This is a genomic window from Streptomyces sp. CA-106110 (assembly GCF_050936285.1).
Lineage (GTDB): Bacteria > Actinomycetota > Actinomycetes > Streptomycetales > Streptomycetaceae > Streptomyces.
Genome location: NZ_JBNJNB010000001.1, coordinates 12,225,770 through 12,249,188 on the forward strand (window position 1 = coordinate 12,225,770; position 23,419 = coordinate 12,249,188).

General features: G+C 67.5%; 18 protein-coding genes and 7 pseudogenes. 14 read left to right on the top strand and 11 right to left on the bottom strand.

The features are described 5' to 3' along the window. Positions 1 to 330: 330 nt before the first annotated feature. Positions 331 to 531 (bottom strand): annotated as a pseudogene (locus ACQEXA_RS56665) (IS5/IS1182 family transposase); the annotation flags it as partial. Between the two features lie 315 nt (positions 532 to 846). Here ACQEXA_RS56665 and ACQEXA_RS56670 point away from each other — a divergent pair. Then, positions 847 to 2,175 carry an IS701 family transposase gene (locus tag ACQEXA_RS56670; protein WP_432933157.1) on the top strand — a complete coding sequence of 443 codons (1,329 nt, stop codon included), beginning with the start codon at positions 847 to 849 and terminating at the stop codon, positions 2,173 to 2,175. A gap of 353 nt (positions 2,176 to 2,528) precedes the next feature. Here ACQEXA_RS56670 and ACQEXA_RS56675 read toward each other — a convergent pair whose 3' ends face one another. Together ACQEXA_RS56675 and ACQEXA_RS56680 are read right to left on the bottom strand one after the other, a co-directional pair. Beyond that, positions 2,529 to 3,296, bottom strand: a complete 768-nt coding sequence (locus tag ACQEXA_RS56675) for a transposase (RefSeq protein WP_433134663.1) — start codon at positions 3,294 to 3,296, stop codon at positions 2,529 to 2,531. An 81-nt stretch (positions 3,297 to 3,377) separates the two neighbouring features. Beyond that, a pseudogene (locus tag ACQEXA_RS56680) lies at positions 3,378 to 3,598 on the bottom strand (TIGR00730 family Rossman fold protein); the annotation flags it as partial. 636 nt (positions 3,599 to 4,234) lie between these two features. Here ACQEXA_RS56680 and ACQEXA_RS56685 point away from each other — a divergent pair. Further along, positions 4,235 to 5,185: pseudogene (locus ACQEXA_RS56685) on the top strand (SpoIIE family protein phosphatase); the annotation flags it as partial. Positions 5,186 to 5,335: 150 nt separating this feature from the next. Here ACQEXA_RS56685 and ACQEXA_RS56690 read toward each other — a convergent pair. From ACQEXA_RS56690 to ACQEXA_RS56700, 3 genes and pseudogenes are all read right to left on the bottom strand, one after another. Then, positions 5,336 to 6,538, bottom strand: coding sequence for an MFS transporter (locus tag ACQEXA_RS56690; protein WP_433131772.1), 1,203 nt, complete (start codon positions 6,536 to 6,538; stop codon positions 5,336 to 5,338). Between the two features lie 299 nt (positions 6,539 to 6,837). Beyond that, on the bottom strand, positions 6,838 to 7,614 hold the full coding sequence (locus ACQEXA_RS56695) for an alpha/beta fold hydrolase (RefSeq protein WP_356006332.1): 777 nt from the start codon (positions 7,612 to 7,614) through the stop codon (positions 6,838 to 6,840). A gap of 488 nt (positions 7,615 to 8,102) precedes the next feature. Further along, a pseudogene (locus ACQEXA_RS56700) lies at positions 8,103 to 8,258 on the bottom strand (ISL3 family transposase); the annotation flags it as partial. 68 nt (positions 8,259 to 8,326) lie between these two features. Between ACQEXA_RS56700 and ACQEXA_RS56705 the strand changes: the two are divergent. From ACQEXA_RS56705 to ACQEXA_RS56715, 3 genes and pseudogenes are all read left to right on the top strand, one after another. Beyond that, positions 8,327 to 8,833 carry a helix-turn-helix domain-containing protein gene (locus tag ACQEXA_RS56705; protein WP_433134222.1) on the top strand — a complete coding sequence of 169 codons (507 nt, stop codon included), beginning with the start codon at positions 8,327 to 8,329 and terminating at the stop codon, positions 8,831 to 8,833. Positions 8,834 to 9,057: 224 nt separating this feature from the next. Continuing rightward, entirely contained in the window at positions 9,058 to 9,570 is a 513-nt protein-coding gene (locus tag ACQEXA_RS56710) for a cupin domain-containing protein (protein ID WP_433134224.1), read from the top strand. A gap of 219 nt (positions 9,571 to 9,789) precedes the next feature. Next, positions 9,790 to 11,009: pseudogene (locus tag ACQEXA_RS56715) on the top strand (RNA-guided endonuclease InsQ/TnpB family protein). A gap of 622 nt (positions 11,010 to 11,631) precedes the next feature. On the opposite strand, the gene ACQEXA_RS56720 reads toward ACQEXA_RS56715, so the two are convergent. Beyond that, positions 11,632 to 12,078 carry a hypothetical protein gene (locus tag ACQEXA_RS56720; protein WP_432920360.1) on the bottom strand — a complete coding sequence of 149 codons (447 nt, stop codon included), beginning with the start codon at positions 12,076 to 12,078 and terminating at the stop codon, positions 11,632 to 11,634. A gap of 187 nt (positions 12,079 to 12,265) precedes the next feature. On the opposite strand from ACQEXA_RS56720, the gene ACQEXA_RS56725 reads away from it, so the two are divergent. Beyond that, positions 12,266 to 12,388, top strand: a complete 123-nt coding sequence (locus tag ACQEXA_RS56725) for a hypothetical protein (protein ID WP_433134226.1) — start codon at positions 12,266 to 12,268, stop codon at positions 12,386 to 12,388. A gap of 22 nt (positions 12,389 to 12,410) precedes the next feature. Next, entirely contained in the window at positions 12,411 to 12,626 is a 216-nt protein-coding gene (locus ACQEXA_RS56730; RefSeq protein ID WP_433134228.1) for a hypothetical protein, read from the top strand. Between the two features lie 206 nt (positions 12,627 to 12,832). On the opposite strand, the gene msrB is transcribed toward ACQEXA_RS56730, so the two are convergent. From msrB to ACQEXA_RS56745, 3 genes and pseudogenes are all read right to left on the bottom strand, one after another. After that, entirely contained in the window at positions 12,833 to 13,234 is a 402-nt protein-coding gene (gene msrB / locus ACQEXA_RS56735; RefSeq protein WP_359411014.1) for a peptide-methionine (R)-S-oxide reductase MsrB, read from the bottom strand. Between the two features lie 647 nt (positions 13,235 to 13,881). Next, entirely contained in the window at positions 13,882 to 14,718 is an 837-nt protein-coding gene (locus ACQEXA_RS56740; RefSeq protein ID WP_433134816.1) for an IS4 family transposase, read from the bottom strand. Between the two features lie 55 nt (positions 14,719 to 14,773). Next, a pseudogene (locus ACQEXA_RS56745) lies at positions 14,774 to 15,043 on the bottom strand (transposase domain-containing protein); the annotation flags it as partial. 408 nt (positions 15,044 to 15,451) lie between these two features. On the opposite strand from ACQEXA_RS56745, the gene tnpC reads away from it, so the two are divergent. From tnpC to ACQEXA_RS56775, 6 genes and pseudogenes are all read left to right on the top strand, one after another. After that, positions 15,452 to 16,900: an IS66 family transposase gene (tnpC, locus tag ACQEXA_RS56750; RefSeq protein ID WP_432920114.1), complete on the top strand. Its 1,449-nt coding sequence runs from the start codon at positions 15,452 to 15,454 to the stop codon at positions 16,898 to 16,900. Positions 16,901 to 17,056: 156 nt separating this feature from the next. Next, a complete protein-coding gene (locus ACQEXA_RS56755) occupies positions 17,057 to 18,262 on the top strand; it encodes an ISAs1 family transposase (protein ID WP_432920353.1) in 1,206 nt (401 codons plus the stop codon). Positions 18,263 to 18,709: 447 nt separating this feature from the next. Then, positions 18,710 to 19,084, top strand: coding sequence for a hypothetical protein (locus tag ACQEXA_RS56760; RefSeq protein WP_433134229.1), 375 nt, complete (start codon positions 18,710 to 18,712; stop codon positions 19,082 to 19,084). 92 nt (positions 19,085 to 19,176) lie between these two features. Next, positions 19,177 to 19,593 carry a transposase gene (locus tag ACQEXA_RS56765; protein ID WP_433134817.1) on the top strand — a complete coding sequence of 139 codons (417 nt, stop codon included), beginning with the start codon at positions 19,177 to 19,179 and terminating at the stop codon, positions 19,591 to 19,593. Beyond that, a pseudogene (locus ACQEXA_RS56770) lies at positions 19,559 to 20,181 on the top strand (DUF3710 domain-containing protein). The gene ACQEXA_RS56765 and the pseudogene ACQEXA_RS56770 overlap by 35 nt, the downstream one beginning before the upstream one ends. A gap of 456 nt (positions 20,182 to 20,637) precedes the next feature. Next, positions 20,638 to 21,840, top strand: a complete 1,203-nt coding sequence (locus ACQEXA_RS56775; protein WP_433134231.1) for an MFS transporter — start codon at positions 20,638 to 20,640, stop codon at positions 21,838 to 21,840. Positions 21,841 to 22,063: 223 nt separating this feature from the next. On the opposite strand, the gene ACQEXA_RS56780 is transcribed toward ACQEXA_RS56775, so the two are convergent. Next, a complete protein-coding gene (locus ACQEXA_RS56780) occupies positions 22,064 to 22,702 on the bottom strand; it encodes a TetR/AcrR family transcriptional regulator (protein ID WP_432920344.1) in 639 nt (212 codons plus the stop codon). Between the two features lie 135 nt (positions 22,703 to 22,837). Between ACQEXA_RS56780 and ACQEXA_RS56785 the strand changes: the two genes are divergently transcribed. Next, positions 22,838 to 23,371: a carboxymuconolactone decarboxylase family protein gene (locus ACQEXA_RS56785; RefSeq protein ID WP_433134233.1), complete on the top strand. Its 534-nt coding sequence runs from the start codon at positions 22,838 to 22,840 to the stop codon at positions 23,369 to 23,371. Positions 23,372 to 23,419 lie beyond the last annotated feature (48 nt).

Consider the following 23,419-nt stretch of genomic DNA (forward strand, 5'->3'; position numbering starts at 1 on the left):
GATCGGCGCGGCCCACGCGGCGAACGAGGCCTCCGGGGAGACCACCTCAGGTGAAAATGACCTGCCGGAGCGTTCCGCCCCGGCGAGCCAGGTTGATCACTGGTGCCACGTCTAGAATCGAGCCGTGCCTTTCTATTCCTCTGAACCACCCCGGAGTTTCTGAAGGCCCCGGGCTGTGTCTCTGCCCAAGGAACCGACACCGGACAGAAACAGGCCGGCACACCCGGGCCAGACCGCGCACCGCACGACAAACGCACCTTCGTTCTCCGGTGCGCCCATCATGCAGCGAAGAGGACTCTTTAGTCCACTCAGGTGATCGGCAAGCCTACAGCGATACACACCCAGACCGGAGCCGTACTCCTCGCCGCACCCGGCAATGAGCGGCGTGATCCCGACCTCGCAGGCCTGCCCGCACTACTCGTCGTGGTCGTAGCCGCGGTCGACGTACAGCGTGTCTGGTCGCCGGCGGGGCCGGCCATGACGGCCCCGCACTGGTGGGATCGCGTGGATCAGCGGCATCAACTGAGTCACGACCAAGCACACACGCTCACCGAAGCTGCGGTAACCTGATGTGGACTACATCGTCCAATTATCTCCTCGTCGACGGATCGACCGAACTCATCGGGCCAACCACCCGCCGCAACTCGAGGACGGAGCACGCAGGAGCCATCAGCCGCGGAACCGACTGCGCCGATGCTGGAGTAAGACGGCGCGACGGATCTGACACTAACCAGGCGGAACAACCGTTCACGCAGCTACGCACGGACGGATCGCTCTGACCCTTCAGTTGGAGATCAGCGGCCCCGCTGTAGTTCCTCGGTCATCGTGTGGGGGTAACTGCCTTGTATGAAGGCGGAGTTACTGGACATTATGCCGGAGATCACCGATCGGGAGCGGGCCGAGGAGTTCTCCGATCAGTTGGAGAACCTGCTGGTGGAGGTTGGCGGGATCTTCCCGCGGGCGGATCTGCGGATGCGGGCCGCGCGGTGCATCCGCGGCCTGCTCTCCCCGGTGTCACGCAAGAATGGCTGGCAGCTTGCCGAGTACGGCGGCGACGCCGAGCCGTGGGGGCAGCAGCATCTGCTGGACCGCTCGGTCTGGGACGTCGATGCGCTGCGGGACTTCACCCGACGCTACGTCATCGATGGCCTGGACGACGGCGGGAGGGGAGCTGGGCCCGGCGGAGCGGGGGTTTTGGTGGTCGACGAGACCGGCTTCGCCAAGAAGGGCCGGGCCTCGGTCGGGGTGGCCAGGCAGTACTCCGGCACGCTCGGCGGGGTCTTCCCGTGCCAGATCGGGGTGATGGCCGCCTGGGCCACCGGACGCGGGCAGGCACTGATCGACCGGGAGATCTACCAGCCCCGGGAATGGACCGAGGACCGGGCCCGCTGCCGCGCCGCACACGTCCCCGACACCGTCGGTTTCGCCACCAAGCCCCGCCTGGCCGAGCAGATGATCGCCCGTACGCTGCCCAACCTTCCCGAGGACCGGGTGTGGGTGGCCGCCGATGAGGTCTATGGACGCGACGGCGCCTTCCGCGTCTTCCTGGAGGAGCACCATCTGCCCTACGCGGTGAACGTGCAGGCCAACCACACGGTGCTGCCCCGTCCCGGCTGGCGGCACGCCGCGAGGCTGGTGGAGCGGCACGCCGCCGAGGACGACTGGGTCACCCTGCCGGCCGGCCCCTCCCAGCTCGACTCCCGCGTCTGGCAGTGGTGGGTACGCCCTATCCCCGACCCTGAGGCGGAGACCGGCGACGGGGCGTGGGCGCGGTGGTTCATCGCCCGGCGACGGCCGCAGACCCCCACCGGGCGCGACTACTACCTGGCCTGGGGCCCGCCCGAGACCACCGTGGAAGAGCTGGTCTGTGTACCCGGGGCCCGCTGGCGAGTGGAGGAAGCGATCAAGCTCGCGAAGTCGGCCGCCGGGATGGCCGATTACGAGGTGCGTTCCTTCCACGGCTGGTACCGGCACATCACCCTGGCCCAGCTGGCCGCGGCCTTCCTGGCTGTCCAGGCCGCGGCCGCCACCCGCGACGAGGAGCCCGCCCCCGGCCCCGACCGCGTCGCGGAGATCCTGCACGCCAGCTTGGACACGCCTCCCGGCCACACAGGGGGACCTCGCCGATCCCACCAGCCCTACCGGCACCGCCGCTATCGCGTTCACGGCGTATGAAATCGCCCGACTGCTGTGGGTGATGGCACCCCAGCCCACCCCGGCCGAGCGGATCCGCCACGGCCTGCACTGGTCCTGGTGGCGACGCTGCCACCAGGCCGTCGCCCGCGCCTGTCACAGGCGGCGCAACCATGCCCGCGAAGCCGAACACCCCACGGCACGGCCGCCACCCACCGGTCCTCAAACTACAGCGGGGCCGCTGATCTCCAACTGAAGGGTCTGTGCGAGACTTGGTGGCCGAGGGCCTGGAGCTGGCGGACGAGGTCGCGGGTTTTGCTGGCGGGGTCGAGGTGACGGCGGTGCCAGTCGACACCGAGCTCCTGGGAGTCGGCATCTGGATCGTTGATCAGGCGTCAGGCGATGACGAGAATCGAGCGGGCGACGCCGACCAGAGCGTTGGCATGGCAGCGGCGTTTGACGATGCGCCGGTAGCGGGCGCCGAGGAAGGTGCCGGTGCGGGCGGCGGCGTTGGCGGCCTCACCGAGCGCGCCCTTGAGCCAGGGGTTTCCCTGCCCGGCCGGCCCCGAGGGGTTCTTCGCTCCGGACTGGATCGTGCGGGGGCACAACTTGGCCCAGGACACCAGGTGTTCAGGGGTGGGGAAACGGCTCATGTCCGCGCCGATCTCGGCGAGGATGATCTGCGCGATGGTCGGCCCGATCCCGGGCACAGCGTCCAGCTTTTCGGCCAGAGTCCGCGCACTGACCGAGGTGGCCTCCTCCTCGGTGCCTGTGCTGCCTAGCGGGGTGGTGATCTCCTCCAGCGTCCGGGCGATCAGCCGGTCGAGTTCGTCGATCCGTGCGGTGAGGTGGTCGACGGTGGACAGCAGCACCGGCAGCAGCCGGGCGTGGTGGTCTTCGAACTGCCCGGTCAGGGCCTCGATGAGGGCCGGCTTCTTCTTGACCAGGTTGCCCTTGCCGAGGTCGGCCAGGGTGCGCGGGTTGCGTTCTCCGGCGACCAGCGCGTCGAGCATGGCCCGCCCGGACATGCCGAACAGGTCCGAGACGACGCCGGACAGTTTGATCTGCGCGTCCTGCAGGGCCTTGTCGACGCGGTGCTTGTGCCGGGTGCGTTCCTGGACGAACACGGTGCGGGTGCGGGTGTAGTCCCGCAGCTGTCGCACCGGCTTCGGTGGGACGAACGAGGCGCGGACCCGCCGCGTTCGGCGATCTTGGCCAGCCAGACCGCGTCCAGCTCGTCCGTCTTCGGACGCCCTGGGACGTTCTTCACGTCGATCGACCGAGATCGCCGTGAGCCGCCCTCCCGGCGCCTGCACTCCGTCGGCGACGATCTTGATCAGCCCGGTATCGGATCCGCCCGCACCAGGGCGTGGTCGGCCCTGCCGATGAGTTCCGCAAACTCGCGAGTGGTCAGGGTGTAGTGCTCGTCGAGGTCAGTGGCTGAGAGGAAGACACCGATGTTCATCGGGCGTGGGCGCTGTTGCAGCCATGATCGGAGCGTATGCGTGCGTCCGCCCACACGTGTGGACCATTTTCACTTCGCGTCGAACGGCCAGGCGGGTCCCTGGGCGCCGCCTGTGAGACCAGTTGCACCGCGAAGCCGGGGCGCCACGTCGCATGCTCGGGGCGCCACGCTTGGGAGTGGGTCAGAGTCCCAGCTCCGTAGATCGCGATCTTGCTTTGTCCGCAGAATTGGTCTGGGAGTCTTTCATAGAAATGGACCATACTCCGGTGCCACTGGGTACGTAGCGTTGTGGGCATGAGCAGGAACGAAGCACAGGGAAGCCCGCAGCGCCTCCCCGAGCACAGGGCCTGGAGGAAACGATCCGCGTCGACCGAGGCGAATCACGGGCCGACTGGCTGTTCGTAGCAGGTCACCACGCGACGCTGCCCGACCTCCTGAAGATCGGCTTCCCTCGCACCTACGCACGTGATGGGAACCGGAATGGCGACCACCGACCAAACCGCATTCGCTGAACCGCCGAAGCCCCGCGAGATATCCGACGCGACGACAGCCCTCGCGCTGCAGTGCAGCCTGCTCCCGCATTGTTTGAGGGGCGGCGTCGCGGTGGAGGCGGCCTCGCGCTACCTGCCAGCCGACATGGACGCAGGGGTGGCTGGCGACTGGTTCGACGTGATCCGGCTGTCCGGCGCCCGGGTGGCCCTCGTCGTTGGGGATGTGGTCGGACATGGCATTGATGCTGCATCGACCATGGGCAGGCTCCGCACCGCCGTCCGCACGCTCGCGGACCTGGATCTGCCTCCCGACGAGCTGCTGGGCCATCTCGATGCCAGCGTCCGGCGGATGACCGAGGAAGACGGCGACGCGGACCAGGCCCCGGTGGTGGGCGCGACCTGTCTGTACGCCGTCTACGACCCGGTCACGGGGCGGTGCACGATGGCACGGGCCGGGCACGTCCCGCCCGCGATCATCGACCCGCAGGGGCAGGTCACCTTCCCCGACCTGCCCACTGGGGCGCCGCTCGGCCTCGGTCTCGGGCTGGTTCCCTTCGACGCCATAGAATTGGAGCTGCCCGAGCGAAGCCGGCTTGCGTTCTTCACGGACGGCTTGGTCGAGTCCCGTGACGAGGACATCGACGTCGGCCTGCACCGACTGGGCACCGCCCTGGCGCAGCCTGAGCAGTCCTTGGATGACTTGTGTTCCTCGGTGATGGAAACCGTGCCGACTCAGGCACCGTCCGACGACGTCACCTTGCTCCTTGTCCGGACCCGCGCACTCAGCGCGGCACAGATCGCCTCCTGGGAGCTGCCGACTGACCCGGCCGTCGTCTGCACCGCGCGCCATGTGACCGCCTGTCAGCTCAGTGAATGGGGACTGGAGCATCTCGTGTCCACCACGGAGCTGGTCGTCAGTGAACTGGTCACCAACGCCATCCACCACGGCGCCAGCCCGATCCGGCTACGGCTCATCCAGCACCAAGTCCTGACCTGCGAAGTCTTTGACAGCGGAAAGTGTTGCCCGCGCCTGCGCGATGCTCGCATCGCCGACGAGAATGGCCGGGGCCTATTCCTGGTTGCTCAGTTGTCCAGCGGGTGGGGCTTCCGCTCCGCAACGGGCGACGTCACGCTTGTGGGCACTGGTGTTCTGTCTGCCAGGACCGTCTTCCCGGACCGGGTTCGTGTCACCGGTACCGGCGTGCTGAGCCTGGTCCTCGAAGGGCTCGTCGTGTGCGACAGCGGCTCAGCGCTTGGTGAGCTGGCTCGGCGCCGGGCCGGGGTCAGCGGTCACGGCGGTGCGTCGGCCGCGGCGTTCCAGGGCGGTGGACCACAAGGCGAGCCCGAGGGCGGCGGCGGCCATGAGTGCGCCGACCCAGTTGGGGGCGGTGTAACCGAAGCCGGCGGAGATAACGAGGCCGCCGAGCCACGCGGACAGAGCGTTGCCGAGGTTGAAAGCACCGACGTTGAGGGCGGAGGCCAGGGTCGGGGCACCGTGGGCCTGGTCGAGAACACGCTTGTTCAGTGGTGGCACGGTGGCGAACCCGAACGCGCCGACGAGCATGGTGGTGATCGCCGCGAGGATCTTGTTGTGTGCGGTGAAGGTGAACAAGGCCAGCACCACGGCCAGTCCGCCGAGCGCGACGTAGAGCATCGGCATCAGCGCACGGTCGGCGAGTCTGCCGCCGGCGAGGTTGCCGATGACCATGCCGATGCCGAGCAGGATCAGCAGCCAGGTCAGTGAGCCCTCGGAGAAGCCCGCGATCCGGGTCATCATCGGGGCGATGTACGTGATCGCGGCGAAGACGCCGCCGAAGCCGAGCACGGTTATCGCCATCGCGAGGGGAACCTGCGGGTTGCGCAGGGCGGCGATCTCGTGCCGCAGGTGGACGCCTTCGGGGCGGGGCATGGCGGGGACGAATTTGGCCAGCGCGAGCAGTGCGATCACGCCGAGGGCGGCGACAAGGGTGAAGGTGACGCGCCAGCCGGCGGCCTGGCCGATGTAGGTACCGAGCGGGACGCCCACGACGTTGGCGACGGTCAGGCCGGTGAGCGTGATGGCGATGGCGTTGGCCTTCTTCTCCGGGGCGACCAGTTCGGTGGCGAGGACCACGCCGATGCCGAAGTACGCGCCGTGCGCGAGCGAGGTGACGACGCGCCCGGCGAGCATCAGCCCGAAGTTGGGGGCGAGCGCGGACAGCAGGTTACCGAGGACGAACAGGGCCATCAGCAGCAGCAGTATCCGCTTGCGGGACATCTTCGTGCCGAGTGCGGTCATCAGCGGGGAGCCGAACACGACGCCGAGGGCGTAGACGGTGACCAGCAGTCCGGCGGTGGGAATGCTGATGTGGAAGTCGGTGGCGATCTGGGGCAGCAATCCCGTGGGGATGAACTCCGTGGTTCCGAGGCCGAAGGCACCGATGGCGAGAGCAAGAAGCGCCAGGGGCATGGGTTCAACCCTTCCGTGTTGCTTGAGTGAGTACTTGATGTCCATGCCGCTTCCGGACTGCCGGGCAACAGTGCGCTGGAGATTGTGTGGGGTAGAGGGGAAGCTGAAGCCGGCCGGCCGCGACCGCGGCCTCGGGCCTGACCGGGCGGTGAACCACGTCCTGTTCATCCGGTCCCTCGACCGTTGCGGCACGGGATCGCGCCGGTGGAGACTTTCGTGACCACCGACGCGATCCTGTCTACGGAGCTGTTCCTTGCCGTCCGCGGGGATGGCCGTTGCTCATCCCTGGATGGTGAGAGTTACTTCTGCAGGAAGGACTGCAGTGCGGCGGTCACTTCCTTCGGCCTCTCCTCGTTCACGAAGTGGCCGGTCTTGGCTAGGACTCGTCCCTGGACGTCCTCGGCGTACTCGTGCCACTGGTTGGGGACTCCGGAACCGAAGGAGTACTCACCACCGATCGCGAGAATGGGCATCTTCAGCTTGCCCTGGGCCAGGAACTCCTTGTTCTGCTGAACATCCGTGCGGAGCCCACGGTAGACGTTCATCCAGGCCGTCGCACGGCCGGGCTCCTTCAGGAAGTGGGAGTAGTAGTCGAAGTCCGACGCCGTGAACGGCGACTTGTCGCGGTTCACGTACTCAAGCATCATGTCGTGGACGATGACGCGCTCGTGACCGGCGATGAGCTTTTCAGCGAGAGGCATCTGGAACAGGCCGAAGTGCCACGGCGAGGGCCTGTTCGGGTCGGCGTTGAGCGCGGCGTAGGTGTAGATGCTCTTGTCCGGGACGGGAGCTTCCATCACAGCCATGCTCCGTACCTCCGAGCGGTACTGCGCCGCGTAGCCGTAGGCGACCCACATACCGATGTCGTGGGCGACCACCTGGACGCCGTTGTTGAGCTTCAGCTGTGTCAGCAGCTGATGTACGTCCTTCGACAACTGCACTGCGTCGTAGCCACTCTTGGTGACCTGGGACTGGCCGGCACCACGCAGGTCGACGGCGATCACGGTGTGGTTCTTGGAGAGCGGAACCATCTCCTTGCGCCACTCGGACCAGTCCTCGGGGAACCCGTGGATCATCACCACAGGTGAACCCTTACCACCCCGAACGTAGTGCATACGGAAGCCATTCACTTCCGCGAACTTGGACCGAAAACCAGCGGGTGGCTGAGACTGCGGGTAAGACGACGTCGGGCGGAGTGCCGAGGAGTCATGCTCGCGACTCTCACCCCATGCTCCGGAGCTCAAGGCCACGGAACCCACCAGGAGAGCCACCACAGCCGTGATGAGCGCGATGAGCTTGTTGATCTTCCCTGCTCCGGTACGTGGATCTTCGCTGGACAGCTTGCTGTCGCTCATCTTCTTGCTCTCTCTGTGTGTCGGGGTTCACTGCAGGCGCCGTGTACGCGGTGCTGCCGGGCTCCCGTACGGGTTGGTGCCGACGGTCGCTTTGGGCTTGTCGGCCCACTCCTGGAGTTAACGCTGTCCGGGACTGGGCTGTCAAGCCCAATCCAAGTATCGTCCGAAGCATGAAACCCACCACAGAAGCTCGGGAGCCCCAGCGCGGTGGCGCTCTTGGAGCACTCCGAGGCCATCCAGGCGGCCTGCTGATCGAAGGCGTAGTTGTGTCCGGTGCCGTGACGGGCCCAGGGCACCGCCGTCACCGTCACCCCGTGTCGGCGGCAGTCCACCCGCGGCGCGTCGGCTTCCCGGAAGACCCGCATCACCGGCTGATGGCCAGGCCCGCCCGGCCACCCGCCCATTCCTCACCTGCCGTGGCCGCCAGCGTGAGATGGCTGGTGCCCGTGCGCCAGGTCAGCGCGGTGTAGAAGCAGCCGGTGCCGCGGCCGCGCAGGTCCAGCCGCCGCTTGCCGCCGCGCGGGTCGGCGAGGGTGGCGGAGTAGAGCAGGGCGAGGGTGGGAGCGGGCGGGAGGACGCCGGGCCGCGGCCGGAGGACGAACCGGGGTCGGGCGTGGTGACGGCGTTCGGGCGGCAGTTGAAGCTGCTGCGGGTACGGGCGGGCCCGGAACGGCCGGAGTTCGGGAAGCTCACGGGCTACGCGGGCCAGTCGATCGCCTCCTTCGAGCAGGGGCGGCGGATTCCCCCGCCGAAGTTCATCGACCGCGCGGACGAGGTGCTGGACGCCGGGGGCGTCCTCAAGGCACAGAAGGAGGAGGTGGGGCGGGCACGGTATCCGGCGTTCTTCCGGGACGCGGCGCAGTTGGAGGCGGGCGCGGTCGGCCTGTGCGTGTACGCGACGCATGCTGTGCGGGGGGCGGCCAGGTGCGCCCGCGCCTGACGTACGAGGAAGACGGCGAGGGCGAGCAGGAGGACGGCCAGCGCCCAGCCGGAGCCGGCCCAGGGCCTTGGTGACCAGGGACGCGGCGTGCTGCAGGTCGGCTCGGTACGGTGAAGCCCGCCGGGACCGATGACCGCGAAGTCGCGGGAGAGCGGTTTCTCACGGATCATGGGGAATTTGCCGGCTGGTTGATGACCCTCGAGTAAGACCGGAGGTCCGGCGTCATGATCAAAACACGACGTGCCGTGCGGTGTCTGGCTGTCGGCATGATGGCCACGGCCGCCGCCTTCGTCCCCGCGGCAGGGGGAGCGACCGCTGCTGAGCCATCCGTGGCAAAAGCGGCAGTCTCCGGGACTGAGCAGTCCTCACCACTCACACCACCCCCCACGCCGCCCGTCGAGACGGTGAAGGTGCTGCTCGCGCAGGAACTTCCGAATGTCCCGGGCAAGACCTTCACCTCGGAGGTCGTCGAGTTCCCGCCCTCCACACGCGCGGTGCCGCATCGCCATGGCAAGGCGTTCGTCTACGCCTACGTGCTCGAGGGCACCATACGCAGCCAGCTCGACAACGGGCCGGTCCGCACCTACCGCGCCGGCGAACAGTGGGCCGAACCGCCGAACTCCTACCACGCGCTCACGGAGAACGCGAGCTCGACGGAACCGACGAAGCTGCTGGCCGTCATCGTGTCGAACACAGGCGAACCGACCAAGATCGATGAACCGAAACCGACGGAGTGAGCTGGATCAGCGTCTCCGCCCCGGTCCCGGGCGTGTTCACCGGCTTTCTCCGAGGATGCCCCAGCCTTCAGGCCGGGGAGGAATCGGACTCCTGCGGAGCAGGGCAGGGACAGCCGGATCGCCGTCAGGGCGATCCGGCGTCCACCCCGCACGGCCGTGATGCCGCCCACAACGGTCAAGAACTCTCAACTGTCAGTCCTCCCGGGTAGGTTCGGATGCATGACGACAGAAGCGACCACGAAGGACACCGGGCATGCCCGGTACACCTTCCGTGTACGCCTGTCGAAGACAGCCCGGCGCGCACTCGAAGCCGAGTGGGATCGCTGCCGCTGGATCTGGAACGAATGCGTGGCCAAGTCCCGGCAGGCCCACGCGCAGAGCAGAGCGGGCGGCGAGAAGTTGACGTGTGGTCCGGCGCAGCTGGACAGGATGCTGACCGACGCCCGCGGGGTGATGCCGTGGCTGGCCGAGGGTGCCTCGGTGCCGCAGCAGCAGGTGATTCGGGACTTCGCCAAGTCGCGGGCGAAGGCGTTGAAGGACGTCAAGGACGGGCTTGCGCAGCACCGCCGGGCGGGGATGCCCCGCTTCAAGCGCAAGCGGGAGGCCAGGCCGAGCCTGAACTACACCCGGCGCGGCTTCCGTCTGAAGGACGGTCGTCTGCACCTTGCGGGCCAGATCGTGCTGAGCGTGGTGTGGTCGCGGGCTCTTCCGGCCGACCCGTCGAGCGTGCGCGTGTACCAGGACACGCTCGGACATTGGTACGCCTCCTTCGTCGCCCCGGCCCAGGTCGAGCCGCTTGTGGAGACCGGCCACGTCCTGGGCGTGGACTGGGGTGTGAAGGAGACCGCGACCACCACGGACGACGCCTACGACCTTCCGCATGCCGAACACGGCAAGCGGTCCGCTCAGCGGCTCGCGAAGTACCAGCGGATGATGGCCCGGCGCCGGCGACCGAAAGGACAGCGTGCATCCACCGGCTACCGGAAGGCGCAGGCACAGGCAGCGAAGCTGCACAGGAAGATCGCGCGGCAGCGTGAGGACACCGGCCGCAAGTGGCCAAGGCCGTCATGCGCGATCATGACGGAGTGGCGGTGGAGGACTTCCGCCCGAAGTTCCTCGCGAAGACCACCATGGCCCGCAAGGCAGCCGACGCGGCCATCGCGGCGACGAAGCGTGCCCTGATCGAGATGGGCCGCAAGCACGCACAGGACGTCCGTCTCGTGCACCCGGCGCACACCACGATGGACTGCGCAACGTGCGGGGCGAGAACCAAGCACGCACTCCCTCTCTCGATGAGAACGTATGCCTGCACGGTGTGCGGAGCCGTGTCCCCCAGGGACAAGAACTCCGCCCGCGTGATGCTGGTCCGGGCAGGTTGGAACCCGGACGGTGTCGAGGGCGTAAGACCACATGAGCCGCTGGACCAAGAGGCGGCCTGAGCCGTACATCCCCGCTCAACCCTGGAGGGTGGAGAATCCCCTCCCTTCAGGGAGGGGAGCCTTCAACTGAAGGGGTGAACTGCGGAATCGACCTACCCGCAGAGGCAATACGGAGGCTGACGGACGAAGACGTGCCGGGCCGCCGCCACATTGGACTGCCCCCCTCGGTTGTGCGCCCGGTGCGACGGGTGACCCCCCCATCCTCGCGGGCTTGGGGGTCGTTCGGCTCCTGGCCGGCGATAACTCCCTGATCGTTCAGGGGAGATTCAGGAGACGGGGCTCCGTACTGGCCGCGTTCCGGCCCTGTAGGATCCTCGGTGGTCGATCACGGGTGCTGGGGCTCTGAAGGGCCAGTGCCAAGGCACCGCTGACACCGACCACCCGGGCCCGGCTGCCGCCGCCGACAGAGGGCACATGGAGGCCGACATCGTCGGCAGCCGTGGCTGTTCCTGCAACCGCGTCTCCTGCGGTGCCGCCTGGAGAGCCAGCCCCGACGTCACGATCCGGGTCCGCAGCCGGGAGAACATCATCGGCGAGCTCGACCAGCCGCACGACACGTACGGTGTGACCGCCTTCCGGTTTGCCGACGACCTGTTCCCGGGCGTGTGTGGGCGGCGTCTGGTCAGACCTTCTCCACTCGCACGGAGTGTCTCGCGAGGAGTTGACTCATGTCGTCGGTGTCGGAGGTGAACACGGTTGTCTGAGCTCCCTGCGCGGCTTCCCGCCCAGCCACAGCCGCCAGAACGGCGTCGATGGCGTACTTGTGCCCATGCAGGCCGGCTTTCTTCAGCATGTCGCGAGCCAGGGCGATCACCCGGTCGTCCGTGTGCACGATGCGGATCCGGGACAGCGTCCAGCCCCACAGTGCCTGCCTCGACGTTTCGCGAGGGTCCCATGCCTCCAAGGTCGTGAGCCCCGACGTGACGATCGGAATGTCGAACCGCGGGGCCGTCTTGATCAGTGCGGCCATCTCCCGATTGCCCTGAACCGCCTTGGAGAGGGCCTCGGAGTCGAACACGAAGACGCGCTGTCGCGGCGGGTGCGGCTTCGCTCGGGCGGTGCGGCTCACGCGGCCTCGTCCGGGCGTGATCGCTGCTCGTCATGCCAGCCGTCAATGGCGGCGACGCGGTCCAGCGCTGTGACCGAGACAGGTACGTCGATCGCGCAGGTTGCGCGGGATCCGGGGATCGGCGAGGGCCTTGGGGAGTTGGGCCGCCAGGGCCGGGAAGAGCGTCGAAGCGTCGGAGACGGGAGGGTTGAGCAAGTCCGGGCGGGAGGAGTTGCAGCGGGTGCGGCGTAAGAGCGCTGCGCCCGGCAAGGAGAACGCCCAGCCGGCGATGGAGCGTGATGCCCTCAAGCGATGCGTGGTCCCTGGGTGACGTAGACAGGAACGGGGCGCGTGTGGCCGCGTTCACCGCCGGCCAGAGCAAGCTCTACCCGGCTACCGCCATCGACCTCTCCTCCCGCAGGATGCCGGTCTGCGCGATGGGTGCCCACGATCACGCAGACCTGGTCGTCGCGGCCCCGCGGATGGCCGCTGCCGTCCGCGGCGGCGACGTCCGCAGAGGGATCCCGGAAGCACGGGAAGCACGGCACGAACGTACAGGTCATCGCTGACCGTTCGGCCGACCGCTAGGGGCCTCGCGACGCATTGACAGGACGTTCGTGCGCCCGGCGAACAGCGCATTTTCAACGCCCTCGACCACGCCCGAATCCCTTGCTGGGCGAACAAGGGCTACCTCACCCTGCGTCACGCCAGCTCAACCATAGGTCGGAAAGGCCTTCCATGACCTGCATCGTTTGGATTGATGAGCTGAGCCAGATCATTCGGAATCGGCAGGCTTCAGCCGCAGGGAGAGGCTGTTGATGCAGTATCGCTTGTCCGTCGGCGTCGCGAATCCCTCACCCTCGAACAATTCTCCAAGATACGACCCGCAACGAGCGCACCGAACCACGGGATAGGAGGACCCGCTCTGCTCCACTTCGACCGAATTGAGGTCCTTGGGGTCGTAGAACGCCGGCCAGCCACAGCGAGAGTCGAACTTTTCCGCAGAAGTGAAAAGATCAGCACCGCAGGCCCTGCAGGAGTACACGCCCTTTTCTTTGGTGTCGGTGTATTCTCCGGTAAACGCCGGTTCGTCCGCAGCACCGCGCAGTACCCTGTATTCCTCCGGGCTGAGCTCCGCGCGCCACTCGGCGTTTGACTTCTCAATATCGTACGCCATGACTTCATCCTTCAAGAATCGGAACGCTGCCTCAGACAGGTGAGCAGCGCTGGACGGATGGTTACTTGTGTTGTCCATTCGAGAACTCAGAGCAAAGAATACGTCAGCCAACGTCCATCGTCGATCCTCTGTGCTGCCGAGGAAGCGGTAACCCTTTTCGACTATGGAAACCGGTTTTCCGTATCTCGGAGCCAAGAACTGTCCCGCGATCCTCGGCTGCCCGGCATCGGATGCGGTGTATCACCAGGTAAGGGGCGTCCGCACGCTGGATGTATACGTACGCTGTGTCGACGCGGCAGCGGAAACCCGTCCGCACGAGCGCGAAGCCGAGCGCGGGAGCCGTGGCCTGCGTCGCGCGCCCGCCGGAGATTACGCAACGTCGCTTGATTTAGGCAGCTGATGCCATCTGTCGAGGCGGAGGCGACGTCTCGTCATATGTGGTGATCTGCGGGATGGCTGGGCTGTTCGGTGGTGCGGGGCGTTGGTCTTGGGGGAAGAGCTGGAGCTCGATGGTGTGGGTGACGTGGGTGGTGGCCGGTTCGTCGGGTCGCAGGCTGCGGTAGCCGGTGCCGCTGCGCTTGGTGGCGCGGGGTGCGGCGCGTCCGGGGCGGGGCTTGACGGCCTCGCGGATCAGGTCGTCCTGGACGTCACGGACCTTGGCGGTCAGCTGGCGAGGGGGAAAAGTCCGCGCCGACGGAGCGTCGGGCGGCGGCGAGGGTCTGCTTGAAGCTGATGTGCGAGACGGGGAGGTGGGCGCGGTGGGCGGAATCGGCGGCCAGCTGGTGGAGGGCCTGGTAGACGCACAGCATGGCCCACAGTTCCTGCTCGACCATGGCGGGGCTGTTCGAGCGGAGGGTGGCGGTTCGCCCGCCGCGCTGCTCGATTTTGATGTGTTTGAAGATCGTTTCGCTGGTCCAGCGCGCCGTGTACAGCTCCGCCAGCTCGCGGGCGGGCGCCGAGGCCGGGTCGAGCAGCGTGGTGATCAGACAGAACAGCTCGGAGGTCTCCCCGCTCGCCCCGTCCTTATCGAGGGTGGTGGTCAGCACCGTGTACTCGATCACCCGCACCGTGATCCGCGCCCCGCGCGGGCCGTTGAGGTGGGAGAGGTAGGTGCCGTCCGACAGGACGTGATCCACCGGCAAGGTGAAGGAGTCCGAGACGCGCCAAAGGAGTTGGGCGCCCCTGTCCGCGGCGGCCTGCCACAGGCCGAAGGCGGGAAAGCCTCGGTCGGCCATCACGAGCATCCCCGTGTGCAGGTGCACCAGCAGGCGCCGTGCCAGGGTCCGCTCACCCACCGCGAAGGAGTCGAAGACCGCGCCGATCATCGCCTTGGTGCCGCACTCCACCAGTGCCAGCAGCCGTACCTGCGGATACGGACCGGGCCGCCTCCGTTGGAGGCGCGGGTGTAGGCGGCGGCGTTCGCCTCGCTGTCCGGCACGTCGAGCAGGGAGCCATCCAGGGAAGCCAGGCGCAGGCCACGCCAGAAGGCACCGGGGTGGCCGGACTCCCGCTCGCCCCTGCGACCCGGTCGAACAACAACCGGAGCGGACCGGGCCCCACTCGCTGGCGGGCCAACGTCAGTGAGCCCGTGCCGGCCGGCCGCCACTCCTCACCCCGTCGACGCGGCCAATGCTCCACCAACTCCCGCAGCACCAGCCCGTATCCGTTTCCCGTGAACAGCCACATCGTGAGCACGAAGTACACCACCAGCCGCGACGGCAAGGACCGAGTCCGCTCCTCCCGCGCCCCAGCCTCGTCAACCACAAAGTCAACCAACTCGGGCGTAAAGGTCCGCGACAGCAGCCCCATCCGGATCCGCTCCGGGTACGTCTCACCAGCTATGTGACCCCTCGACACAAGAGCGAGATGATAGGCGATCTTAGACTATCCAAGCGATGTTGGGAGATTACGGGACATCCCTCGACAATACCGGATCCCAAAACAGCCTCCGAAGCGGGCCCCAACACCTCTTCCTGAGCGTTCTTTACGACACCGATTGACAACTGGTCTTCGAGGCGTTGCACGAGCAGAGCTACCGCGAGTTCGGCCATAAACTCATCGGTATTCCTGCGGACTGCCTGAACCGCCGTGTCGCCACGATCAGTTCTTTGATCTCGCCGTCGGCCCCAGGGGCATTGCATGATTGGGAGTAACTGGTTTGGTGGTCCTGGCGCACTGAGTTGATCTTGGCGTCCAACTCGTTGATCATTGGATCTCGTGTCCGACACCCCGCCGCTGCCGAGCTACGCGGAACTGATTGCACTCGTTGGCGAGTTGAGGGCCGAGCTGACGGCCGCCCGGGCCGAGATCGCTGAGCTGCGCGCGGAGAACGGTGAGCTGAAGCGGCGTCTGGGGATGAACTCGAAGAACTCCTCCAAGCCGCCGTCCAGCGACGGGCTGGCGAGGCCGACGTCGCTACGTAAGCCCTCGGGCCGAGGCCCGGGCAAGCCCCGCGGCGGCGCCGGGGGCGCGCTGATGCAGGTCGACGAGCCCGACGCGATCGAGGTCCATTCCCCGACCGCCTGCCTGGGCTGCGCGGGTGACCTGACCGGGGCCGAGGTAGTCTCCATCGAGCGGCGGCAGGTCTTCGACCTGCCCGAGATCCGCCTGCGGGTGACCGAGCACCGCATCGAACACCGCCGCTGCGCCTGCGGGCAGGTCAACGCTGCCGCCACCCCTTCCGACGCCCCCGCCGCCCCGGCCCAGTACGGGCCGCGGCTGAAGAGCCTGGCGGTCTACCTGCTCACTCGCCAGCACCTGCCCTATGAGCGGTGCGCCGAACTGCTGGCCGACTGCCTGGACGCGGATGTGGCCACCGCGACTCTGCTCGGGTGGGCCGGGCAGGCCGCCGAGGCAGTCGCCCCGCACACCGAGGCCGTGCGGCAGCAACTCATCGAGTGCGAGGTGGTCGGCTTCGACGAGACCGGCACCCGGATCGCGGGGCGCACCTGCTGGGTACACACCGCCTGCACCCGCTCGCTGACGCTCTACCAGGTCCACACGAAGCGCGGCGTGAAGGCGTTCGAAGCCATGGGCGTCCTACCGCACTTCACCGGCATCGCGGTCCACGACGGCTGGAAGCCCTACAAGACGTACACCGACGCGGTCCACGCCCTATGCAATGCCCACCACCTGCGCGAACTGGCCTCCGTCGTGGACAACGCGCCTGCCGGCCACCCCGAGGACTGGGCCGAAGAGCTGGCCGCGCTGCTGGTGGACACCTGGGACGAGATCAAGAACATCCAGACCGCGCACCCTCACGCCACCGGCTTCACCGTCGACGCCCTCGAACGCCTCACCGCCCGCTACGAGGAGATCATCGCCGCCGGACGGACCCTGCACCCGCCCCGCGCCCCCGGCGAACCACGCCGCAAACGGGACAAGGCCGCGAACCTGCTCGACCGCCTCGACACCGAAAGCCACCAGGTGCTCCGGTTCGCCTTCGACTGGCGGGTGCCCTTCGACAACAACACCAGCGAGCAGGCCATCCGGATGGCCAAGATCCAGCAGAAGATCTCCGGCGGCTGGCGCACGGCACCCGGAGCCGAGCGCTTCTTCGCCGTGCGCGGCTACCTATCTACCGCCGCCAAGCAGGGCCGCAACCTGCTCGACACCATCACCCGACTCTTCGACGGCCGAGGCGCCTGGATCCCCACCCCAGCCTGACCACCAAACCAGTCACGATTGGGATTGGTCCTGTTCGCCGGTCTCATGAGTGACGTGGCGTCATATCTGTTGTGCGGTAAGGGACCCGGGAGAGCAGAGCAGGCACGGTGCTGGTGATCATGTGGTTGTCGAGACCCATGAGAACCGAGCGAGACCGTGCCTGCCCGAACATCATCGCCCATCCCTTCCGCACTGGAGCAACTGGGCTCCCCGACTGATCCCCTCACCTCAAGCGATGTCGCTGACCTGCGGCGTTTCCTGATCCTGGTCGCCGATCCCCGCGATGCGCGAGGACTGCGGTATCCCGCCCTCGCGTTGCTGTGCGCAGCCGTCTCGGCGGTGCTGACCGGGGCTCGCTCACTCATCGCGATCAGCGAGTGGATCAGGGATGCCCCGCAGCATGTGCTGGGCGTCCTCGGCTTCGCTGCCGATCCACTTACCGGTCTGCGGCCGGTGCCGCACGCCGCAACCGTGCGCCGCCTGCTACAGCGTGTGGACGGTGACGCGCTGGACGCGGCGATCAGCGCGTATCTGCAAGCCAGAACGCCGCCCCCGGTCGAGCCGGAGGCGGAGAAAGGGCCGGTGCGACGGGTGATCGCAGTCGACGGCAAGGTGGTCCGCGGATCGCGAACCGCAACGGCCGCAGCGATTCAGCTGCTGGCGGCGATGGACCACCACGGTGTGGTCCTGGCCCAGCGGGAGGTCGCTTCCAAGAGCAACGAGATCCCCTTCTTCGCGCCGTTGCTGGACGGTCTCGAGCTGGAGAACACGGTGGTGACCGCCGACGCCCTGCACACCCAGCACGACCACGGGGCCTATCTGACCAGTCGCGGCGCGCACTACGTGGCCGTCGTGAAGAAGAACCATCCGGGCCTGTATGCCCAGGTCAGGAAGCTGCCCTGGCGGGACATCCCGCTCGGGCACCGCACTCGCGACCACGCCCACCACCGCGACGAGATCCGCCGGCTCAAAGTCGCCGCGTTCAGCCACCTCGACTACCCCGGCGCCCGCCAGGCAATCCAAGTCGTACGGTGGCGACGCGACTTGAGCACCGGGAAACTGTCCATCGAGCGCGCCTACCTGATCACCAGCCTGAGCGTCTTCGACGCCACCTGCACCGAACTCGCCACCTGGATCAGAGGCCACTGGGGCATCGAAAACCTCCTGCACCACGTGCGGGACCGCACGTTCCGCGAGGACGACTCCAAGGTCCGCGCCGGCAACCTGCCCCGCGCCATGGCCTCCCTGCGCAACCTCGCCATCAGCGTCTTCCGCCAGGACGGTCAGACCAACATCGCCGCTGCCCTCCGCCACACCGGCCGCGACTACCAGCGGCCGCTACGAGCCCTCGGTCTCACGTGACGAACCCAGACAGATCTCGATCATGCAATGACCCTGGGGGGGCAACGCCTTACCTCTGATCCAGCGTTTTCTCGATCTCTTGACCGGCCAGTGGCTGTACGGGTCTTGTGTCGTATACGAGTGCATGCCCTACCTCGGCGGCCACTGGAGCGACGGCCGCACCGAAGCCGGGAAGGCGTGGCGGGAGTGGGCTCGCCTCAGTCGTCAGGGGAGCCGCGGATGCGTGTACGCTTGCCTGCTCTGCCGGCGAGCGGTACCACGGCCGTCGGCCGGGCGGTCTCGCGGCCAATCCAGGGTCGAACGCCGCTACAGCGACTTCGAACGCCCGCTGGCCGTCACCCCGGTCTTCGTCCACAAGAACAACCGCGTCGCCGCACTGATTCAGGTGATCTGCCTGACGCTGCTGGTGTTCTGTCTCATTCTCATCGAGCGCCCCGGCTGCGCCGCATGCGCCAGGTCGAGATCCTCCGGCAGGTGTGGACGCACCACTTCTACTGGGATGCCACCGGCTCGCTGCGCTGGCGCGACGGCCACGAACTCCCCCCGACCAGCTTGCGCTTCGACTCCCCCTACGACACCGACGCGCACTACTGCGTCAAGAACGGCACCGAGTGGAGCGGGTACCGCGCACATTTCACGGAGGCCTGCGACCCGGACCTGCCGGAGGTCGTCGTGCATGCCGCCGCCACCATCGCCCCCGTCCAGGACGGCACCCTCCTCGACCAGATCCACGCCGACCTCGCCGACCTGCACCTGCTGCCCGGCGAGCACCTGGTGGACGCCGCCTACCCCACGCCCGGCAGGCCCACGGCGTCACGCTGACCGGACCGCTGCCCACCGGGTCCGGCCGCAAGGCGCCCCCGGACCCGGCCTTCGGCAAGGCGGCCTTCGCCGCCGACTGGGACACCCACCAGCTGACCTGTCCCACGGGCCAGACGAGCCTGCCCGGGAAGACCCTGACACTCAATCAACGTCCATACCTGCAGGCATCTTTTCCCGCCACCGTCTGCAGGGCCTGCACCGAGCGGCCCCGGTGCACCCACAGCCCAACCCAACCCCGGACGGTGACGCTGCAGCCCACCCGGGAACTCCACGAGATCCAGCTGAACAACTGGGCCGACCAGAACACCGAGGAGTGGAAACGCCGCTACGCTCTGCGCGCCGGCGTCGAGGCCCTGCACTCCCAGACCGTACGCACCTTCGGCCTGCGCCGCTCCCGCTACCGAGGGCTGCCCAATCGCACTGAGCCAGCTCGCCAGGCCGATAGACCGTGCGGGAGACCGGAGCGACCGGGACATAGGCAGGCCGCAGTTCCCGGATCCGGTCCTTGAGGATCGTCATACCCCTGTCCCAGCCGATCCGCATCCCGACAGCGGCAGAATCGACCTCGGCGGGCTCTTTGTGCCACTGGTCGAGGACATGGAGTTGCGGGTCGAAGTAACAGGCGAGGACATCGTCGCCGCGACCGTTGTACTACAGGACAGCGCGATCCAACTGCAGGCTTCGCGGCGCCGAAGTCCGAAGGTATCTGGGGCGAAGTGCGCTCCGAGATCGCAACCGGTATACGTGCCCGGGGCGGTGTCGTCGACGAGGTCGAGGGCCCGCTCGGCTGGGAGCTGCGGGCTCAGGTATCCGTGCAGCTCCCGAACGGCACCGAGGGGTTCCAGATAGTGCGGTTTGTCGGCGCGGACGGACCGCGCTGGTTCCTGCGCGGGGTGATCTCGGGGCAGGCCGCGGTGCAGCCGGCGGCCGCCGCTCCGCTGGAGGCGGGCTTCCGGGACACCGTCGTCGTACGAGGCCAAAGGGCCATGGCTCCCCGCGACCCCATCGCACTCACGCTGCCGTACACGGCACAGTCCGCGAGTGAGGACACCGCCCTGTACCAGCAGTCCGCTCCGCCCTCTGCCGACACTGCCTGATGAGGTCAATATTTGGGCTCCTGCGGCCTAGTCCCGGGATCCGGCATGGACTCCGGATAAGGAGTACCTACGCCCCGACGCCGCATGGAACGGCGGGGCCTGCGCCTGTGGCACGTCTGGATCGTCCTGCCCCTGGCCTTCGCCGCAGCGACCTCGACGGGGTGTCCGTCCAGCGCGTCGAGCTGCTGGACGACGGGAGAGGATTGGGCTTGACAGCCCAGTCCTGAGTGCGTTTACTTCAGGAGTGGGCTGACAAGCCCAAAGAAGCCTGGATGCCACCATCCGCCGTCCGGCGACCGCGCCGAACGGTCCGAAGACCTTGCCGCGCTCCTCGGCTTTGCCGAGCTTGGCCAGCTTCAGCTTCCCCCCCAACAACCTCCAGCGCGCTGTTGCCCGGAAGTCCGGCGGCGACCTGGACGTCAGGTACTCGCTCAAGCAACATGGAAGGTTAACCCCATGCCTCTGGCGCTTCTTGCTCTCGCCATCGGTACCTTCGGTCTCGGAACCACGGAATTCGTCCCCATGGGGCTGCTGCCCCAAGTCGCCGCGGACTTCCACGTCACCATTCCCACCGCCGGCCTGCTGGTTACCGGCTACGCCCTCGGCGTCGCGTTTGGCGCCCCGCTGATGACCGCACTCGGCACGAAGCTGCCCCGCAAGCGGATGCTGATGCTGATGATGGGCCTGTTCATCCTCGGCAACCTGCTGTCCGCGCTCGCCCCCAGCTTCGGACTGATGATGGTCGGACGCATCGTCACCTCGCTCGCGCCCGGCGCATTCTTCGGCATCGGAGCGGTCCTCGCCGCCGAACTAGTCGCCCCGGAGAAGAAGGCCAGTGCCATCGCCATCTTTTTCACCGGCCTGACCGTCGCCAACGTCGTGGGCGTCCCGCTCGGCACCTACATCGGCCAGGCCGCCGGCTGGCGCACCACCTTCATCCTCGTCGCCGGCCTCGGCGTGATCGGGCTGCTCAGCATAGCCAAGCTCGTCCCCGAACTGCCCCGCCCCGAAGGCGTCCACCTGCGGCACGAGCTCGCCGCCGTGCGCAAACCGCAGGTTCTGCTCGCACTGGCGATGACCGTGCTCGGCTTCGGCGGCGTCTTCGCCGCGATCACGTACATCGCCCCGATGATGACTCACGTCGCGGGCTTCTCTGACAGCGCGGTGACCTGGCTGCTGGTCCTGTTCGGCATCGGCATGGTCATCGGCAACCTCCTCGGCGGCAGGTTCGCCGACCGTGCGCTGATGCCGATGCTCTACACCACGCTCGGCGGACTGGCCGTGGTGCTGGGCGTGTTCACCCTCACCGCACACAGTGAGGTGCTTGCGGCGATCACCGTCCTGCTGGTCGGCGCGTTCGGGTTCGCCACCGTGCCGCCGCTGAATGTGCGCGTTATCGACAAGGCCCACGGTGCCCCGACCCTGGCCGCCGCCGTCAACGCCGGCGCCTTCAACCTCGGCAACGCTCTGGCCGCGTGGCTCGGCGGCCTCGTCATCGCCGCCGGCTTCGGCTACACCTCCCCCAACTGGGTCGGCGCACTCATGACGGCCTCCTCCCTCGGACTCGCCTTGTGGTCCGCAGCCCTGGAACACCGCGAAAAGCGCACCGCCGTGAACGCCAACCCCGGCCCGGTGCACAGCGAGCTCACCAGCTGCTGATCGCTGGTGTCGGCACGTCGAGGCGGCGGCTAGGCGAGATGAGGCGGATGCAGAGCAAGATGCTGTGCATACGGCGGGCGGCGTGCCCTCGGTCGCGACGGATGCACTAGGAGCATGGGTCAGTAAGCGCAACGTGCATGCGTTTTCCTGAACGCTTGCGTGGGATGGCCTTCATGTGCGTGGTGGGGATGGTCAAACAAGAGGCCCGGGCTTCGTATCAGGTTCACACGACGTCGTCTGACGTTGTGTACGCGCGAAGCTGCTCGACCGCGGCATACAGCGCGTCACGCAATGGCGCTACGTCGCGGGCGATCTGCGCGAGCAGGCTGCCTCCCTGGTAGGCGGCGATCAGCATGTGTGCGAGTCGCGCCGGGTCCGCCGACGCGTCGAGTCGTCCGTCATGTTGCATCCGTTCGAGTCCCGCTCGGAAGATGTCTTGCCATTCGGCGAAGACGCGGGTGAGGTCGTCGCGGACATCCAGATCGGTCTTGACGATCTCGCTCGCGAGGGATCCGAGGCTGCAGCCGTTCTCGAACGGGCGACCGGGGACGGCGAAGAAGTCCGCCCACTCCTGGTACGCCTCGATCGTGTCGAAGCCGGCGAACCGTTCGCTTCGGTGGAAGCCGAGCACGCTCTCGGCCTGCCAGTCGATGACGGCGCGCACCAGGCTCTCCTTGTTCGCGAAGTAGTGGCTCAGCTGCGAGCCGCTGACCCCCGCTGCTCTTCGCACCAGCTCGTTGTTCGTCGCGTGGACCCCCCGCGTGTAGATCAGGTCCGCGGCGTGCTCGAGGATGCGACCTCGGGTCGCCAGGCCCTTGTCCGTGCGCCCGCGAAGATCACGCGATCCATCGTTCATCTGCATGTCACCACCCTATCCCGCAGATTGGGCTCGGCGGCCCAACATGAGCACGGATTGGGCTTGACAGCCCATTCCACGTCGTGTTCACTGCGAGTGGGCCAAGCAGCCCAGACTGATACCGACCCGAGGACCGCCACCATGTCTCGTCTCAGCACGCCCGAGCTCACCGACATCGACGCCAAGACGCAGGGCACGCTCGACGCCATCGCCAAGCAGTTCGGCTTCGCTCCGGGCATGTTCACCACGCTCGCCGCCAACCCGGCCGTCCTCGAGATCGTGATGGGCCTGCAGGGCAGCATCGCGAAGCTCCTCGACGCGAAGACCCGCCACACGATCGCGCTGGCCACGTCCCACTCCAACAACTGCGACTACTGCTCGGCGCTGCACGGATACATCTCCGCGAACCTCGGAGGCATGTCCACCGAGGAGATCGAGCTGGCCCGCACCGGCGGCTCCACCGATCTCAAGCGTGCCGCCGTCGCTCGCTTCTCCCAGCAGGTGATCGAGACCCGCGGTCAGGTGGGCGACGAGGCCATCGCCGCGGTCCGCGAGGCCGGCTACACGGACCCCGAGATCCAGGCGATCGTCACCGTCGTGGTCGTCACGCTGCTCACGAACTACCTCAACAACGTCAACGACACCGTCGTCGACATCCCCGGTGCGGGCGCGTAACCAGCGACGTCGAAACCACGTCGACCGGCACGTAAGGCACCCCCATGA

What these genes read in the sequence shown, in the direction of transcription:
- ACQEXA_RS56780 (WP_432920344.1), bottom strand. Translation starts at nt 22,702, where the DNA reads ATGCAGATGAACGATGGATCGCGTGATCTTCGCGGGCGCACGGACAAG.
- ACQEXA_RS56670 (WP_432933157.1), top strand. Translation starts at nt 847, where the DNA reads ATGAAGGCGGAGTTACTGGACATTATGCCGGAGATCACCGATCGGGAG.
- msrB (WP_359411014.1), bottom strand. Translation starts at nt 13,234, where the DNA reads ATGGCGTACGATATTGAGAAGTCAAACGCCGAGTGGCGCGCGGAGCTC.
- ACQEXA_RS56705 (WP_433134222.1), top strand. Translation starts at nt 8,327, where the DNA reads ATGGCTGGTGCCCGTGCGCCAGGTCAGCGCGGTGTAGAAGCAGCCGGT.
- ACQEXA_RS56760 (WP_433134229.1), top strand. Translation starts at nt 18,710, where the DNA reads ATGCGCCAGGTCGAGATCCTCCGGCAGGTGTGGACGCACCACTTCTAC.
- ACQEXA_RS56690 (WP_433131772.1), bottom strand. Translation starts at nt 6,538, where the DNA reads ATGCCCCTGGCGCTTCTTGCTCTCGCCATCGGTGCCTTCGGCCTCGGA.
- ACQEXA_RS56785 (WP_433134233.1), top strand. Translation starts at nt 22,838, where the DNA reads ATGTCTCGTCTCAGCACGCCCGAGCTCACCGACATCGACGCCAAGACG.
- ACQEXA_RS56695 (WP_356006332.1), bottom strand. Translation starts at nt 7,614, where the DNA reads ATGATCCACGGGTTCCCCGAGGACTGGTCCGAGTGGCGCAAGGAGATG.
- ACQEXA_RS56775 (WP_433134231.1), top strand. Translation starts at nt 20,638, where the DNA reads ATGCCTCTGGCGCTTCTTGCTCTCGCCATCGGTACCTTCGGTCTCGGA.
- ACQEXA_RS56710 (WP_433134224.1), top strand. Translation starts at nt 9,058, where the DNA reads ATGATCAAAACACGACGTGCCGTGCGGTGTCTGGCTGTCGGCATGATG.